The sequence below is a fragment of the Bacillus sp. SD075 genome, from assembly GCF_017355165.1.
Lineage (GTDB): Bacteria > Bacillota > Bacilli > Bacillales > DSM-1321 > Peribacillus.
The window spans coordinates 1-17,066 of the sequence record NZ_JADILK010000024.1 but is presented as its reverse complement, the minus strand read 5'-3'; the positions used below and the strand labels follow the sequence as shown (position 1 = coordinate 17,066).

At 40.7% G+C, this 17,066-nt stretch carries 15 protein-coding genes, 1 pseudogene, 1 riboswitch and 1 other annotated feature; of the genes and pseudogenes, 14 read left to right on the top strand and 2 right to left on the bottom strand.

Annotation, left to right across the window (positions count from 1 at the left end; genetic code table 11):
• The first annotated feature begins 48 nt into the window (after window positions 1-48).
• The 3 genes from IOC57_RS15915 (at window position 49) to IOC57_RS15905 (ending at window position 3,103) form a co-directional block, all read left to right on the top strand.
• Entirely contained in the window at window positions 49-282 is a 234-nt protein-coding gene (locus IOC57_RS15915) for a hypothetical protein (protein WP_207439645.1), read from the top strand.
• Window positions 283-572: 290 nt separating this feature from the next.
• Window positions 573-808: a binding site (T-box leader), on the top strand.
• A 59-nt stretch (window positions 809-867) separates the two neighbouring features.
• Window positions 868-2,217 carry an amino acid permease gene (locus IOC57_RS15910; protein ID WP_207439644.1) on the top strand — a complete coding sequence of 450 codons (1,350 nt, stop codon included), beginning with the start codon at window positions 868-870 and terminating at the stop codon, window positions 2,215-2,217.
• Window positions 2,218-2,446: 229 nt separating this feature from the next.
• Window positions 2,447-3,103 carry a phosphatase PAP2 family protein gene (locus IOC57_RS15905; RefSeq protein WP_207439643.1) on the top strand — a complete coding sequence of 219 codons (657 nt, stop codon included), beginning with the start codon at window positions 2,447-2,449 and terminating at the stop codon, window positions 3,101-3,103.
• Between the two features lie 467 nt (window positions 3,104-3,570).
• Here IOC57_RS15905 and IOC57_RS15900 read toward each other — a convergent pair whose 3' ends face one another.
• Window positions 3,571-4,959: an L-cystine transporter gene (locus IOC57_RS15900; RefSeq protein ID WP_207439642.1), complete on the bottom strand. Its 1,389-nt coding sequence runs from the start codon at window positions 4,957-4,959 to the stop codon at window positions 3,571-3,573.
• A gap of 286 nt (window positions 4,960-5,245) precedes the next feature.
• On the opposite strand from IOC57_RS15900, the gene IOC57_RS15895 reads away from it, so the two are divergent.
• The 8 genes from IOC57_RS15895 (at window position 5,246) to IOC57_RS15860 (ending at window position 13,859) form a co-directional block, all read left to right on the top strand.
• Window positions 5,246-5,725 carry a GNAT family N-acetyltransferase gene (locus tag IOC57_RS15895; protein WP_286184913.1) on the top strand — a complete coding sequence of 160 codons (480 nt, stop codon included), beginning with the start codon at window positions 5,246-5,248 and terminating at the stop codon, window positions 5,723-5,725.
• Between the two features lie 141 nt (window positions 5,726-5,866).
• Window positions 5,867-6,054, top strand: a riboswitch (cobalamin riboswitch).
• 249 nt (window positions 6,055-6,303) lie between these two features.
• Window positions 6,304-7,320 (top strand): FecCD family ABC transporter permease, encoded by a 1,017-nt coding sequence (locus IOC57_RS15890; RefSeq protein WP_286184924.1) that lies wholly within the window; start codon window positions 6,304-6,306, stop codon window positions 7,318-7,320.
• On the top strand, window positions 7,317-8,084 hold the full coding sequence (locus IOC57_RS15885) for a heme ABC transporter ATP-binding protein (protein WP_309487716.1): 768 nt from the start codon (window positions 7,317-7,319) through the stop codon (window positions 8,082-8,084). The genes IOC57_RS15890 and IOC57_RS15885 overlap by 4 nt, the downstream gene beginning before the upstream one ends.
• A 26-nt stretch (window positions 8,085-8,110) precedes the next feature.
• Window positions 8,111-9,100 (top strand): ABC transporter substrate-binding protein, encoded by a 990-nt coding sequence (locus tag IOC57_RS15880; RefSeq protein WP_207439640.1) that lies wholly within the window; start codon window positions 8,111-8,113, stop codon window positions 9,098-9,100.
• Between the two features lie 737 nt (window positions 9,101-9,837).
• On the top strand, window positions 9,838-11,442 hold the full coding sequence (locus IOC57_RS15875; protein WP_207439639.1) for an ATP-binding protein: 1,605 nt from the start codon (window positions 9,838-9,840) through the stop codon (window positions 11,440-11,442).
• Between the two features lie 2 nt (window positions 11,443-11,444).
• A complete protein-coding gene (locus tag IOC57_RS15870) occupies window positions 11,445-12,161 on the top strand; it encodes a response regulator (RefSeq protein ID WP_207439638.1) in 717 nt (238 codons plus the stop codon).
• A gap of 175 nt (window positions 12,162-12,336) precedes the next feature.
• Window positions 12,337-13,647 carry a CitMHS family transporter gene (locus tag IOC57_RS15865; protein ID WP_207439637.1) on the top strand — a complete coding sequence of 437 codons (1,311 nt, stop codon included), beginning with the start codon at window positions 12,337-12,339 and terminating at the stop codon, window positions 13,645-13,647.
• Between the two features lie 65 nt (window positions 13,648-13,712).
• Window positions 13,713-13,859 carry a hypothetical protein gene (locus IOC57_RS15860; RefSeq protein ID WP_207439636.1) on the top strand — a complete coding sequence of 49 codons (147 nt, stop codon included), beginning with the start codon at window positions 13,713-13,715 and terminating at the stop codon, window positions 13,857-13,859.
• 74 nt (window positions 13,860-13,933) lie between these two features.
• Here the strand turns inward: IOC57_RS15860 and yyaC are convergent, their stop codons facing one another.
• Window positions 13,934-14,506 (bottom strand): spore protease YyaC, encoded by a 573-nt coding sequence (gene yyaC / locus IOC57_RS15855; RefSeq protein WP_207439635.1) that lies wholly within the window; start codon window positions 14,504-14,506, stop codon window positions 13,934-13,936.
• A gap of 274 nt (window positions 14,507-14,780) precedes the next feature.
• Here yyaC and IOC57_RS26335 point away from each other — a divergent pair.
• The 3 genes and pseudogenes from IOC57_RS26335 to IOC57_RS15840 form a co-directional block, all read left to right on the top strand.
• Window positions 14,781-14,933: pseudogene (locus tag IOC57_RS26335) on the top strand (pentapeptide repeat-containing protein); the annotation flags it as partial.
• A gap of 442 nt (window positions 14,934-15,375) precedes the next feature.
• Complete coding sequence (locus IOC57_RS15845) at window positions 15,376-16,113, top strand: MerR family transcriptional regulator (RefSeq protein WP_207439634.1); 738 nt, start codon at window positions 15,376-15,378, stop codon at window positions 16,111-16,113.
• A gap of 507 nt (window positions 16,114-16,620) precedes the next feature.
• Entirely contained in the window at window positions 16,621-17,043 is a 423-nt protein-coding gene (locus IOC57_RS15840) for a UPF0715 family protein (RefSeq protein ID WP_207439633.1), read from the top strand.
• Window positions 17,044-17,066 lie beyond the last annotated feature (23 nt).

Genomic DNA, 17,066 nt, shown 5'->3' with positions numbered 1-17,066 from the left:
GAAAATGATAGAATTAACACTTATTGTTATTTCAGGAGGTGGTATTTAATGGACCAAGACACAAGCGTGATTCAAGAGTTGCAGGAATTGAAGCAAAAGGTGGGTCATCTTGAAGACTTATTAACGGACCAAGCCAATAAAAAGGAAAAAGCGGGACCATTTCGAATTTTCCTGGACGCAATAGTCTCATTGCTATTCGGATTAATTGTTTTAGGACCGGTTATAGTGATTGTCGTTGGGGTTCTGATGGTGGCTGCATCATGGTTAGGGATGGAGTTTTAAACATTTAGGAGAGTCTGGCTGCAAATAGGGGCAGTGTTATTTGTTGGATATTCCATTTAGAAGAGTTCTTAATAACTCTTTAGGTTCATGACCGGTCATCTTTAATAACCTTCCCAGAGTACTGGCATCAACTGTATTTTATATAGTGTTTTACGGATTTCATATGGCTGGCTCAACACGATTTTCCATGATTTGTTTCTTTGAAAATATTATCCTAAGAAAGTTATTGACAAATTTACTTTGAGTCCGTATAGTATGGGATATTATTAAAAATATTCAGATATAATTTTTGAAACGCAATGATCAGGAGTAGTAAAAGCTCATTATTCGGTAAAGAGAGCTGCGGGTTGGTGCAACGCAGTCCAATGATACTTTGAACTTGCCTGGGAGTGGTAAAGCGGAAGATAGGAATTATTCTCTTCTTTTGTTTTAACGATTGACCTTCGTTACAAGGTTTTTAAAGCAGGGTTCTTAAAGAGCCAATAAGAGTGGTACCGCGGTAAGCTTAAGGCATATCGTCTCTTTCTTCATTTGATTATGAAGGAAGAGACGATATGCTTTTTTTGATTTTTGGGAGGTAAGGATATGGAAACGGACAAACGAAATTTACAGAGGACAATGACTTCAAGGCATATTACGATGATGGCATTAGGCGGTGCCATCGGGGCAGGTTTATTTAAAGGAAGCAGTTCAGCCATTGATATGGCAGGCCCTTCCGTAATCATTGCGTACTTGATAGGAGGCATCATCCTATTATTCATCATGCAAGGCTTAGCTGAAATGGCGGTCCGCAATAGCGGTGCACGAACATTCAGGGATTTGGTCCAATCGATTTTAGGAAAGTATCCTGCCTATTTCCTGGATTGGATCTATTGGAAAATGTGGGTATTGAATATCGCGGCCGAATCAGTGGTTGCGGCGATTTTCATTCAATATTGGCTGCCTGGATATCCAATCTGGATACTGGCATTAGCTGTTTCGGTTTTAGTAACTGCGGTTAACTTGCTGTCGGTAAAGGTTTTTGCTGAAACGGAGTACTGGCTTGCTTTGATTAAAATTACCGTCATCATTGTGTTCATCATGGCTGGATTATTGTTGCTGCTCGTCACTTTTGGTGATCATGCAGCCGTCGGTTTTTCTAACTTGACTGAGCATGGAGGTTTCTTTCCGAATGGATCGACAGGTTTGATCACGGCGATGCTGGTGGTAATCTATTCATATGGCGGTACGGAAATCATCGGGGTCACATTGGCTGAAACGAAAAATCCTGAAAAAGTGGTTCCAAAAGCCGTTCGCAGTACATTGGTCAGGATCATTTCTTTCTATATCATTCCTTTTTTCATCATCGTTAGCTTAATTCCTTGGAACGAGGTAAACGGGGTGCAGGAAAGTCCGTTTGTCATGGTCTTTCAAATGATCGGTATTCCAGGTGCCGACCATATTATGAACGCCGTTGTTCTATTAGCGATCATTTCATCGATGAACTCCGGGTTGTATGGTTCATCCCGCGTTCTGTATACACAAGCCGTGGATGGCCGCATTCCGAAAATCTTTTCCCGGTTATCCAAGAAGAAAGTACCTGTTCCCGCAATATTAATGTGTACTTCCGCTTTATATGGCGGTGTACTGATTTCCTTATTCGCTGGAAGCAAGACCTTCGAATTCCTAATGGGTTCGCTGGGATATACCGTATTATTCATTTGGCTGATCATTGCTTTCGCCCATTTGAAATCACGTAAACAACAGTCCGGAAAAACAAGTGCCTATTCGGTAAAATGGTTCCCGTATACGACTTGGGCTGCGATCATCGCTTTAATAACGATCCTGATCGGAATCATTTTCACGACATCCATAACCGTTACGATCATTACACTTTGCATCTACATTTTCATTTCCTTAACGTTTGTATGGAAAAAACGCCATAATAAAATCTAGAGAAAGCGGGAATATCACTTTTGCCTTCTCGCATATATGTATCAGTTTCAAGCCGTGGTATGTTTGCCATGGCTTTCGTTATGCATTTTTAGTCTGATGGAAAGTAAGAGATATCCATTTCACTAGTTCATGGGAATCATAAACTTTAGTGTTTAAAGAGTTAATCTAGTGAAAAATGTTGTATAATAATCTTTGGAAAAAACCAATATATTGAAAGTCGGAGCGAGCTATGAAAAACAATTCCATATTATCCTTTCACCCGTTATCCTATTTATTACTTTTGGGGATTACTAGTTCCATCTATTCAATCATCAATCAATCTTCAGGTCATGCTGTCGATGTTACAACTATAATAGATGGGGAGATTCCCTTTATTAAAGAATTTGCCGTTCCTTATTTACTTTGGTATCCGTATATCTATGGATTGCTCATTTACTACTGTTTTGTTGACCGAAGGCACTATTTCGTAGGATTAGGCAGTTTGATATCGGGGAAACTTCTCTGTTTTCTTGTATATTGCCTTTGGCAAACGACAGTCCCGCGTCCAGAAGTGGTAGGGAACGATATCTTTGCCCATTTAATGCGAATTGTTTATAGTCATGATCAGCCTGTCAACTGTCTTCCCAGCATTCATGTACTGACTACATTCATCATGATGATCGTCGCCCATAAGCGGAAAGGGGAGCATAAATGGGAGTTTGCCAGTGTCACTGCATTTGGAATACTGATCATTCTCTCCACGCTATTTACGAAACAGCATGCTGTATTGGATGTACTAGCAGGAATACTCCTTGCATGTGGGGTATATGCAGCTGTACAGTATATGTTTCAGGCGCTATCGGCTTTTCAGGCCAATCATTACACAGCGAGGCAAATTAAAAAGTGACCACAGGAAAAAAGCCATCTTAAGAATATTCGCTCCCATGAGCTGATATGTTAGAGTGGCTTTTTTTGTTCTAATAAAAAATTAGATAGGTGTGTTATATGATCATGTCATTAACCTCATGTAACAGTGAAGCGGAGGAAAAGAATGCCTTATCATCTTAATCGAATTACTGAAGACTTGGTTAAAGCAAAGTTGGAAAAGTATTGGCCGGGTTTTGAACTGGTTGCATCTGATTATATTCTGATTATATGATAAGAGAAATGTTTATCTATTCAATCATCCTACATTCAGTAACAATCCACGATGTACATATCATTCAGTAAAGTGGGATGTCCAGTTTAACTGGTGACACAATTATTATGTATGAAGAAAATCCCACTGCAATTGTTAATGCGGATTCGTATGAGGGATATGAATGAAAAAAAGCATCGGACCTCCCATGACAGGAAGTCCAATGCTTTTTTCTTTTACATCTCAGCCTCAATTTTCAAGGATGATTCTTCGCTGAATTGTTCCTTATCCAGGTCGCCCGTTATTTTACTAGTCAGAATACCGGAAGTCATGCTTCCGCTGACATTCACAGCCGTTCTTCCCATATCGATCAATGGCTCGACTGAAATCAGCAGTCCGGCCAGGGCGATTGGCAAGTTCATTGCAGATAATACCAGGATGGCAGCGAATGTTGCCCCTCCGCCTACACCTGCAACCCCGAAAGAACTTATGGCCACGATGGCAATCAACATGGCTATAAAGGAAGGCGCTAGTGGATCGATTCCAACGGTTGGAGCGATCATGACCGCTAACATGGCCGGATAGATTCCGGCACAGCCGTTTTGACCGATCGACAAGCCGAATGATCCGGCAAAGTTGGCGATACCTTCGGACACGCCTAGTTGCTTCTGTGTTTGGATGTTCAATGGCAGTGCTCCTGCACTTGTTCTTGAAGTGAAGGCAAACGATAATACCGGGAAAGCTTTTCTCAAGTACACGATTGGATTCAATCCTGCAAGCATCAGCAATAACAGATGGATGAGGAACATGACAATCAGGGCGACATAAGAGGCACCGACGAATTTCCCCAATTTCAGGATGGCATCCAAATCACTCGTCGCTACAGTCTTCGTCATGATCGCCAAGATTCCGTAAGGCGTTAAACGCAGGATCAATGTTACTACGCGCATGACGATGCTGTGCAATGTATCTACTATTTTAGCAAAAAATTCAGCATGTTCAGGCTGTTTCCTTTTGACCCCTAAATAGGCAATCCCAAGGAATGCAGCAAAAATTACAACGGAAATGGTTGATGTTGGACGTGCTCCCGTTAAATCAAGGAACGGATTGGACGGAATCAACTCAAGAATTTGCTGCGGCATCGTTTTATCCTGAATCGTACCGTATGTTTCGGATATTTGATCCCCGCGGCTTAACTCCGCTTCCCCCTGCTCAATTTGAACGGCTTCCAAATTGAATACAGTGGCCGAGGTGATCCCGACAGCTGCTGCAATCGCAGTCGTTCCAAGCAAGATTCCGATGATCAGGACACTGATCTTTCCAATATTGCTAGTTAGTTTCAATCTTGTGAATGCGGATAAGATCGAAATGAAGACAAGCGGCATGACGATCATTTGCAGGAACTTGACATAGCCGGACCCTACAATGTTAAACCAATCGACCGATTTAACGATCGCTTCTGACTGAGGTTCATAGAAATACTGCAAAAGAAGTCCGAACACAATCCCTAAACCAAGTCCAGTAAAGACCCTTTTTGTAAAGGAAATATGCTTCTTATTCATGTAAAATAAAACGCCTAAAAGAACGAGCATTATGGCAAGGTTTAAAAACACATAACCAATCATTTATATTCCTCCTAATTCCGATTAACCAAATGAGAATAATGAATATCTGAAGACTATAATACATCATCCATTGTTTTTTTACCAGAAGAAAATAATATTTTTTTGACTTTTTAAGTAATTCATGTATGTAACTCTATTCAGGGCCTGAATAAGAAGCTACAAAAAAAGAGGAGGATGGAACAAGCTAAGTATAAATCTTCCATTATATATGTATGAGGAAGGATATGCTTTTTCATGAATGATATATCAGGTCGCATTTTCTTAGCATTTTTGAAAGGATGAAAGAATGGTGGATATATACATTGCCAGGCTTAAAGAACAGGATGCAAAAGCGTTATGTGCATTTGATTGTAATAATAGAAGGTTGTTCGAGATAACGGTCCCAGGCCAGGGAGATGATTATTATAACTTTGGAACGTTTGAAATCAGGCATAAGGAATTATTAAAAGAGCAGGAAGATGCCTTCTCCTCTTTTTATTTGATTAAGGATGGTTCAGGCATAATCGCCGGCAGGATTAATCTTGTGGATATCAATCCCCTGAATGGTACGGCTCATGTCGGTTATAGGATCGGTGAAGCGTTTACGCAAAATGGGATGGCGAACGAAGCTTTAAAGCTTTTGGTGAAGAGGGCACCGGAATGGAATGTGACGCAAATACATGCCAAAACGACAAGTGACAATATCGCCTCCCAAAAGGTTTGGGTGAAGAACGGTTTTGAACGGACTTCGATTAATGAGGAAATTAGTGCGGATTCGGGTCAATAGCTAACATTTTTCCATTATAGTAGGAACCTTTAAATCCATTTTCTTCTATATAAAAGACCGCATTCCATTTTTTTAATTGTGAAAGGAGGGGGAGTATATTATACTAACGTTGTGTTTAATGTTTGGAAAATTTTGCGAAGTTCATATATATGCCGCTAGGTGCCTTTGTGTGAACAAAGGGTAACAGGGAATCGGGTGTAAATCCCGAGTGGTCGCGCCACTGTAACCAAGGAGTTTTCTTTCAGGATGTCACTTGACCGTCAGTCAGGGAAGACGAAAGGAAATGTTGATATGGAAGCCAGGAGACCTACCCAGCGAGCATCACCAATTTTTCCTTCGCTGAGAGGAGAGGTGTTCGAGAGTAAGAAAAGGCGGACTTAGGTCCCTCCGTATTTTGTGGCCTATACTCGTAACTCCATTCTTTGTTAAAGGGACTGGGGTTTTTTGTGTTGTTTTTCTGAAGGAGGAATTCATCATTGGAAGAGTCATTGATTAGAAGCTCATTGAATGGGAACGGGGATAGGCTTGAGCATTTAGAGAGAAAGGCCAAGCTCAGGTTTCGTTTCCAGCTATTTTTCTTGCTATGCATCCTTTTATTATCCATTACATTCGCCGTTACCCTTGGGCCAGTTAAGATGTCGGCATTAACGGCTTGGAAGATCGCATTAGGGCATCTGCCTTTTATCGGCGATTCTCTGGAGGTAAATTGGAGTATCGCACAAGAGCGGATCATTTGGGATATCCGTCTGCCCCGTGTATTGCTCGGTGCGGTGGTAGGTGCGGGATTATCGATAGTGGGTGTCGTCATCCAGGCATTGGTGCGCAATTCACTTGCAGATCCTTATATCCTGGGCATTTCATCTGGTTCCTCTGTTGCTGCAACTCTTGTCATTCTTTTTGGGGCGCTGCCAATATTCGGCCAATATGCGTTGTCATTAGGCGCCTTCCTGGGGGCCATGGCTGCGATGCTTTCCGTTTATTTATTGGCTCAAGTGGGAGGGAGAATCCAAACGACAAGGCTGTTATTGGCAGGTGTAGCGATTTCGATGATCATGTCGGCTGCCACTAATTTCATTGTTACTCTTGCACCAAAAGATTCAGGCATCCGTGAAGCGATGTTTTGGATGATGGGAAGCTTAGCGGGTGCAAAATGGGAATACATACCGATTCCAGCGGTTGTAGTACTTGTGGTTTCCTTCTTCCTTATCGTACAATCCCGCTCCCTCAATATCTTATTGATGGGCGAAGAGGCCGCCGCGACGCTTGGAGTCAATATGGAAACCTTCCGTAAAGTTCTGATCATCATTACGTCCCTAGTTACGGGGACCGTTGTGGCTGTAAGCGGTTCGATTGGGTTCATCGGTTTGGTCGTACCGCATGTAGCCCGGCTATTGGTAGGGACAGATCATAAACGAGTTCTATCATGCAGCATATTGATTGGCATGATCCTCGTCATTTGGTCAGATGTATGTGCCCGGCTGGTCCTTGCACCTCAAGAGCTTCCGATCGGCGTTGTCACCGCACTTTGTGGAGGACCATTCTTCATATGGCTTTTAAGGCGAAGTTCATATTCATTTGGAGGTGGCGGCAAGTGAGATTAGCGATTGAAGGAGTGTCCTATTCAATAATGGACACTCCTATTATTGAGGATATATCCCTGCATATTAAAACTGGGCAGTTCGTTGGGCTGATCGGCCCGAATGGGAGCGGGAAATCCACCTTATTAAAAAATGCTTCCCGAATCATGGAGCCGCATACTGGTGCTGTTCACCTGGACGGCCGTGACCTTTACCGGCTTTCACCGAAACAAACAGCACGGGAAATGGCGGTTGTCAGTCAAGAAACATCCCTGTCCTTCGACTTTAGTGTACAAGAGATGGTTTGGATGGGGCGGCATCCCCATAAGCGCTTATTTCAGGGAGATACGGAGAAAGATAGACGAATCGTCAATCATGCATTAGCTCGCGTCGAAATGAATGGATTTGAAGACAGGAGTTTCATGAGCTTATCGGGTGGTGAGAAACAGCGTGTCCTCATAGCCCGTGCCCTTGCCCAGGAAGCGAACATCATCATCCTCGATGAACCAACGAATCATTTAGACATCAGGCATCAGCTCCAATTGCTGGATCTTGTAAAAAAGCTGGACGTTACGGTCTTGACAGCCCTGCATGATATAAATTTGGCAGCCATGTATTGTGATCATATCTATGTCATCCAAAATGGCAGAGTGATCACATCGGGAACGCCAGAAGCTGTCTTGACGACAAAAATGATAAGGAAGGTGTTCGGGGTCGAAACGGAAATCGGCATACACCCTGTCACGCAAAAGACGCATATCACCTTTTTAGCACATATATAAAAAACAATAGATACGAGGGGAAATATATGACTGGTTACCGAAAGATTTTGTTAAGCATCAGTTTATTGGCAATGATGATATTGACCGCATGCACTAACTCCAAGGAGGCATCAAAGGACGGAGGCGAACAGAGTGAAAAGGGTGGAAAAGAAGAGCTGGTCATCACGAATCTGGATCATGAATTCACCTATGCAGAGGCCCCAAAACGGGCGGTTTCGCTAAATCAGCATGCCACGGAAATCATGCTTGCATTGGGATTGCAGGATTCATTGGCAGGTACGGCTTATTTGGATGACAAAATTTTGCCCAAGTATAAAGATGCCTATGAAACGGTGCCTGTGCTTTCCAAGGAATACCCATCAAAAGAAGTTTTCTTTGAAGCTGAGCCGGATTTTGCATATGCAGGCTGGAAAAGTGCCTTTACGGAACAAACATTAGGAACTGTCCAAGAGCTGAAAGAAGCAGGAATCAATACATATATCCAGGAGTCTTCCAATACTTCAACACCGACAATGGAAGATGTGTTTAAAGATATTGAGAATATTGGCCGCATCTTTCATGTAGAAGAAAAGGCCGCGGACCTCATCGAAGAAATGCAACGGGATATAAAAGAAACTACAGCAAAAATCGAAGCGGCAGGCAAGCCCAAAAATGTTTTCGTATATGACAGCGGTGAAGAAGTCCCGAGAACGGCAGCTAAAAATAATTACATGACAGGGATCATTTCCATGGCTGGCGGCCAAAATGTTTTTGGCGATACGGAAGGGGGATGGCCTGAGGTCAGTTGGGAAGAAGTCGTCGATCGGAATCCGGATGTCATTGCCATCATTGATTACGGCGATATCCCCATTAAGCAAAAAGAAGCATTCTTGTTGAATAAAAGTGAACTGGCGGATGTACCGGCCATTCGAAATAAGGCAATCATCGTGCTCCCTCTTTCAGCGGGCGCGGAAGGGATCCGTGCCCCCCTTGCCTTACGAACAATAGCGGAAGGACTATATCCCGAGAAGTTTTAAACCTTGATCAGGCCGATGGTGAAAATGTGACCCGAATAATCGACACGAATGAAACGTGTCCTTGTTCGGGTTTTTTAATTGAATTACCACTACAAAAAGGAGGAAGGTTTATGGGGGTGTTTTTTTGAATTGTTCGTAAAAATGAAGGTTTCAGGAGAAAAGAGAATGTAATATGATAGAAGGTTTATATGAAGCCCATTTACCTGTCAAGGATTTGGCCATCTCAATGGCTTTTATAAGAAAATAGGCTTGAAACTAGTTTGGAGGGATAAAGATACTGCCTTCATTTGGATAGAGGAAAACAAAAGTTGGGTTGGCTTATGGGAAGGGAAAGAATATCAAACACCATCCCCCCCTTCACTAAGGCATATCCTTTCGAGTATCTTATGAAAATATGAAAAATGCATGAACTTGGATCAAATCCCTAAAAATAGAAGTCGTCCCTTTTGGAAAAAGGACATCGATTGAACCTTTTTTGCGCCCGAACCAATTAACCGAAAAACTTTCACTTGAAGAATGGGAGGACCTATCAACTAGGTGAACCTTACCTTTAAAGGAAAAGGTTCACGCCTGGTCTCAGCCACGGTATAAATTAAACTGTTTTGTTACATGGGAATTTGCTATTATTTTATTCAAGTCCATGTGATAAGGAACGATTAGTGGCTTGTTTGAAAACGGAAAAATTCACTATACGAGTAGGAGCAATAAATACGGAAAGGCTTAGGGCATAAAAGCAGATGTTTAAAATTAGAGTGAACTTATTAACTCAAATGACGTTACTTATCATATTCGTTGTTTTTATCAGTACCTTGCTTGTGAGCATTCTATTCTCTACACTGCTGGAAGACATCGTCGAAAACCATATGGGTAAGCAAGCAATGACGGTGGCCAAATTAGCGGCTCAAAATCCAACGATCATCCAGGGGTTTAATGAAGATCAGCCATCGAAGGTAATTCAACCCGCATCAGAAATGATTCGTCAAACAACAGGTGCCGATTATGTAACCATTGCAAATCATAAAGGACTTCGATACTCTCATCCTAATCCAGAATATATTGGTAAACCTACGGCTACTAGTAATGATGCAGTACTCAAGGAACACAAATCAATTATTTATCAAGGAAATGGGATATCAGGTCCAGCGATTAAAGCTAAGGCGCCTATCTGGAATGATAAAGGGGAAGTGATCGGTGTTTCATCGGTAGGGTTTTTGATAGAGAATGTGCAAGATCAACTATCCAATTATAAAATGAAGATTATTCATTTGTCACTTATCCCAATCATTGTAGGAATCGTATGGGCAATATTTATAGCGCGACGCTTAAAAAAGCTTATTTTAGGTCTAGAGCCGGAGGAAATTTCTTTTCTTTTTCAAGAAAGGGAAGCGACACTTGATGCCATCCGATATGCTACCATTACGATTAATATTGAAAAACAGGTTACTTCCATGAATAAAAGAGCACGTGAATTGTTTCATGATCATCAGCTTATGGTGGGAAAGCGGATTGTAAATGGACATTTAGAAAAACTCATCAAAATAGTAATCAGTACAAAAGAGGGACAGTTCAATCGTAAGTTACTCTTAGGCCAACAGCTATACATTTTGGATTTATCCCCTATCTTAAATCATAAGGACGTCAGGGGCATCGTTTTAACAATAAGAACAGTATCCGAAATTGAACAATTAACCGATGAATTTTCAGAAATCAAGGCCTTTTCAGAAAATATGCGTGCACAAAACCATGAGTTTTTAAACAAATTAAATACCATTTATGGATTACTTAGTTTAAAACAATACGATAGGGCATTGGACATCATCTCTTCAGAAGTGAAGGAGAGGCAAGATATCATTTCGTTTCTTATGTCATCAGTTAAAGACCCTTTAATAGCCGCGTGTTTACTAGGAAAGATAAACCGTTCAAAAGAACTGCAGGTTCTATTAGAAATAGAACAGGAAAGCAATTTAAATAGTTCATTAAAACCTGAGGATTCCCATCACTTGGTTTCCGTTATTGGTAATGTCATCGATAATGCGATGGAGGCAGCACGGCAAAAGAACAAAAATGAGGGAAAGGTCAAAATTTCGTTTACGGATTTAGGGAATGAAATTATATTTGATATCGAGGATAACGGTCCAGGAATACCTGACGCCATGGGAGATATTATTTTTACAGATGGTTATACGACTAAAAATGGGGAAAATCATGGGATCGGCTTGGCCATTGTAAAAAACTCCATTGATCTTTTAAGCGGTGAAATTTATATCGCTCGCAGTTATTTGGGAGGAGCAAGTTTTACCATCGTCATCCCGAAGGATTTCAAAGCAGAAAAGGAGGCTTAAGAATGTCCAAAGGACCGATTACAGTCGTCATTGTTGAAGATGACGAAAATGCAGTGAATATATATAAACAATTTACGAATCAACTTGATCGATTCACCGTCATGGCTACAGCTAGCACAGGCAAGCAAGCATTAAATATTTTGCATGCCGCACAACCGGACTTAATTTTATTGGATATCTTTTTACCTGATATGAATGGAATCGATCTTCTTCGGGAAATTAGGAGGGAATACCGGGGGATTGATGTAATTCTGATCACCGCTGCGAATGATACCGAAACAGTCAGTGAAGCGATAAGGGGAGGTGCTTTTGGTTATCTTATCAAACCGATCATTATTGATAAGCTTCTTGCGACGCTCAATCAATATGATCTGACGAGACGGCAGCTGCATGATAACAACTTAGTAAATCAAGATAAAGTCGATACTCTTTTTAGGACCATAAGTAATCCAAATACAGCAAATGAAGTCCAAATGAATCTTCTACCCAAGGGGATTGACAAACATACCTTGAAAATGGTCAGAAGTAAGATTCAAAACGTCAGTGGCAGTTTAAATGCGGATGAACTAGGTCAGCTCGTTGGAATTAGTTATTCAACCATGCGCAGATATCTGGAGTATTTAGTTTCCTGTGATGAAATGGAAGTTGAGGTTTTGTATGGAAGTGTTGGAAGGCCTGAAAGAAAATATAAAATAAAAAATCGATTAAATCCCTGTTGATGAAATTCGTTTTCATCAACAGGGGTTTTTTTCTTTTTCGGGCGTGAAAAATATGAATAAAACTCTTATTACTTTCTTTATATGTGAATAAGCCTTAATGGATGATAGTCTCTAAAGAAAGCGCTGTCAAAAATGATGGCGGTAAACGTTTTATCATAAGGAAGGGAGCTTGAAGATGTTATCCATTTTAGGATTTTCGATGATTGCAGTATTCATGTATTTAATTATGTCGAAGCGACTATCGGCACTAGTGGCCATTATGCTCGTTCCTATCATATTTGGAGTGATTGGAGGATTTTTTACAGAGCTGGGACCCATGATGCAGGAGGGTGTTGAAGGGATAGCTTCAACTGCCATAATGATTTTGTTTGCGATTTTATATTTTGGAATAATGATAGATTCCGGTTTATTTGATCCGCTTATTTCTAAAATATTGAAAATAGTAAAAGGAGATCCTTTAAAAATAGTTGTAGGAACCGCTATTCTCTCCATGACCGTCGCATTAGATGGGGACGGGACAACTACTTACATCATTACTGTCTCAGCACTTTTACCCCTTTATAAGCGTCTGGGCATGAACAAAATAATATTAGCCACTGTAGCGATGCTATCCATGGGTGTAATGAATATGACACCTTGGGGGGGAGCTTCCGCTATGGCGATGGCATCGTTGAACCTTGACGCATCGGAATTGTTCTTGCCGATGATCCCTGTCATGGGATTTGGCCTAATTTGGGTTCTTGTCGTGGCTTTTATATTGGGAAAAGGGGAACGAAAGAGATTGGGCGTAGTCGAGATCCAGCATAATCACACAAATGACATGAACTCGGAGGCCAATTCCGAGTTAGCGGCAACAACGGTTTCCCGTGATTATCGCAGGCCGAAATTGGTCTGGTTCAACTTCATTTTAACGATTGTACTGATGGCATCTTTAATCATTGATTTTATGTCTTTGACCATTTTATTCATGATTGCTTTCGCCATCGCGTTATTGGTCAATTATCCTGATTTGAAAGATCAGCAGGATCGAATCGCTGTTCATTCGAAAAATGCATTGGCCGTCGTTTCCATTGTCATTGCAGCCGGGATTTTTACCGGCATCATGTCTGGAACGAAAATGATTGATGCAATGGCCATTACGTTGGTCTCTTTAATCCCGGAATCTTTTGGACCATTTTTACCGGTTATTGTTGCGTATGCCAGTGCCCCTTTTACTTTCTTTATGTCAAATAATGCATTCTATTTTGGCGTACTTCCCATTATCGCACAAGCCGCTGATGCTTATGGAATTAGCGCGGCAGAAATAGGGCGCGCCTCATTAATAGGGCAGCCAATACACGTATTGAGTCCTTTGGTAGCTGCAGCCCATTTACTAATAGGTTTAGTTGGCACTGACTTTGGGGATTTACAGCGGTTTGCCGTGAAATGGGCATTAGGGACTGTCACTGTCATGACAATAGCGGCAATAATCTTAGGAGTCATTTAGTAAAAGGGATGGTTACTCTATCTTGCAGATCGGCAAATCGATATTTTATAAATGGAGGATTTTCAATGTGGATCATCACACTCTATGAAAGTAGAGGTATTGTAATGTATGAATTTGAAACAGAACAAGCAGCAAGGGACGTTCTTTGTAATATTCAGGGCAATAAGATTCTTTCAGAAATTATTTACTTTAATGACCCAGGTTTAGCATGATGATAGCAATGTCCTTATGCATCTCATTGTTTACCCCAAAAAAGCTAAGGCTTTATTGGGGTTTTCCTATTATTTTAGACGGCTTTAACTATGATTTTTGTGGTAATCTTCGCCAGATTCATGACAGTATCCAGCCTCGTACCATTTAAAGATTGTTGGGGAAAAAGGGGATCTAAATAATTTACGACGGCTTTTAGGTGATAATCACCCAATTCAGGTAAGGATTTACTCATGGCTTCACCAGGGCTAAAAGGACCTTTTGTCAGAAAAATAGAACCTATTTGATGATAACCTCCCAAACAAGCGTCGATGCCAAAAATAAAGGGATTTTTAAATTGCTTTTTTATTTCTTTAAAAACACTTTTCAAATTAAGGGCGTGAACAGGTTCTGCAAGTGTTCCGAAGACAGGATAAGGGACTTGGTTTTCTCTTAGCATCGTCCCTACTAAAGGCCCGAATGAATCTCCCGTGGAACGATCTGAACCAACACATAAAAAGATGATCTCTTTTGACGTTGGCCGAAGAATTCTTGCGATTTGAAAAGACATTTCGTCCATTTCCCCTTCTGCGGCAGTTTCCAACGTGTAGTTGCAATCCTGCATTTCTTTTTTTGTCTCGCCTTTTTTTCTGCCGTTAAAAGGATACATGCCTACACCCCCCTAGAGTTCCGTGATCTTGAAGAAATTATAACATGATTAATAATTCCTCGATATTATGGAAATCACTTGCAATCCTGATTAATTTCCTTTCAGATCTGCGATTGATTTCAAACAAAACTATATTATCAAGTGGATTATCAGATCTTGATTATTTGAATTTTGCTAATATAGATTAATTGGAATTTTTGGTAAAATAGCAGGAATCATACGATCGGTTTTATTGGAGAAAGTGTTAAATATTGTTTAAACGAATAACCATAGAATTCTTAATCAATTATGTGCAGACTGTGAGGATTGTTTCGGTTTGTGTTGTGTCGCTTTGCCTTATGCAAAATCTGCTGATTTTGCATTTGATAAAGATGGAGGTACACCATGTGCCGGTCAAAAGGTATCCCAGCGGTGCCGATCTCACCGGTAGTTTCTTCATCACACAAGCACAGATTAACTCGGCTAAAGGCGACACGAAGACAAAATTACCGCACTCATTAAGCATTCCCGATCATTGGAGGTAGAAGGATGTTTAATTCATGAGTAAAGCCCAGACTCACGAGTGAAAGTTTAGCATTCACGAGTAAAAGACGGAAACTCACGAGTAAATGGGGTAAATTCACGAGTAAAAGCGTAAAACTCAAGAGTAATGGGAAATTTACTACATAGTGCATGAACAACAATAGCGGACAAGTAAATTAGATTTGGCTTTAATTCGAAGCTTTTACAAAGAGTGAACTCTACTAACATGCGATTCTTCATTAGGAAGGATCGTCTTTTAAATTTGGGCGGGAAATGTTCATTTTTCCTTTGACTCTGACGTTGCGTAATACCTTAATGTAAATGATATCGAAAGGAGGTAAGAAGCAGTGGCGATGAAAGTGAAGGAGCTAGCCGATTTGGTTGGCATTAGTGTGCGGACGCTGCATTATTATGATGAAATCGAGTTATTGTCGCCAGAGGAAATAACCGATGCAGGTTATCGCCTTTATTCGAATGATAATCTTGAGATGTTGCAGCAAATCCTGTTTTTCAGGGAACTTGGCATGCCATTAAAGGAAATAAAACAAATGGTAAACAGCTCTTCGTTTGATAAACAAGATGCGTTAAAGCAACATCAAAAAATGTTACTGGAGAAACGCAGTCAGCTCGATAAATTAATTAAGACGGTCGAAAAATCGATCAAGCATATGAAAGGGGAAATTCAGATGACGAATAAAGAGAAATTTGAAGGATTTGACTTCAGTCAGAATCCATATGAAGAAGAAGCTCGCAAGCTTTGGGGGGATAAAGCTGTCGATGAGTCGAAGGCTAAAGTGGCGGGCATGTCCAAAGATGCACAGAAAGTTGTATCGGAGATCTATTTAAAACTTGCGGCAATCCGAAATGCTTCGCCTAAGTCGGAGGAGGCACAAGAGGCCATTAAAGAATGGTATGATTGTTTGAACCATAACTTCGGCACATACTCACTGGATGCTTTCAAAGGCTTAGGTCAAATGTATGTGGATGATCAACGCTTCACCAAAAATATCGACCAATACGGTGATGGTTTAGCTCAATTCATGTGTGATGCGATGGGGCATTTTGCTGATGCTAACAAAAATTAAATTTTAAGATTGAGATATATCATGATGGAAGGTTGCTCCGGCAACCTTCTTATTTTGGAGCTGGATAAATATCCAACCCTTATGGTCTATACCCGTATGAAAAACTGAATAAAACTAATTAGCACCCAGCCCTTCGCTTCCTTACTTTTCACACTTGTGAACCATTTAAAATAAATGAACAGGAGAATGATTAAAAAGGACCATAAATAATAACCAGTCATCGTGTCAACCCACATTTCCCATACTGTTTATCCATTTTATTTTTTGTGGTAATGAAGATATAGGAAATGGCAGAGTAATAAACGACAATGGCGGCTTTTACCAACCAGGGTATGAATCTATTGGAAAGGACGATTAAAAGATGATGGGCAGAAACACGAATAACTCGATATATAGCTCCAAAATAAAAACGCCTCCATTTTATATAGTATAATAATTATGTAAAAATCCCCATTAAATTATGGTAGATGGCTTTGTCCGTCTGCTTATATCGAGGTGCTGGTTAAAATGGAACTTTGGAAAATCAGTCAAAAGGTTTCGGAGCTAAGCGATGTGATTCCTTATTATTTTTTTAGTCTAGTCTTTTCCTGTCTGTCGCTTTCCACGGTGTTGGTTGTATTCAGCCTGGATACCTGGGGGATGATTGGCGTTATCGTGGTTTCTTTTTATGTCGTTATCCCGTATTTATTATTTGCTGTTCCGGTACAGGTCCTTTTTAATAAACATCCTAAAAAATTCAGTTTAAACTATTTTTGCCTTTATATTTTTTTCTCTTTGCTGGCCGTATTCATTTATAGTTCGGTGCTTAATCTTGACGTCAGTATGGAAGTTTTAACTTCAAAGAATTACTATGCAATCAGCCTTTTAGCGGCACTGTTTTTTTGGTTTTGGGACTCGGTCTTTTTACAACAAAAGAAATCTGCATCATAAAAGGGACCAATGAAATGGTCCCT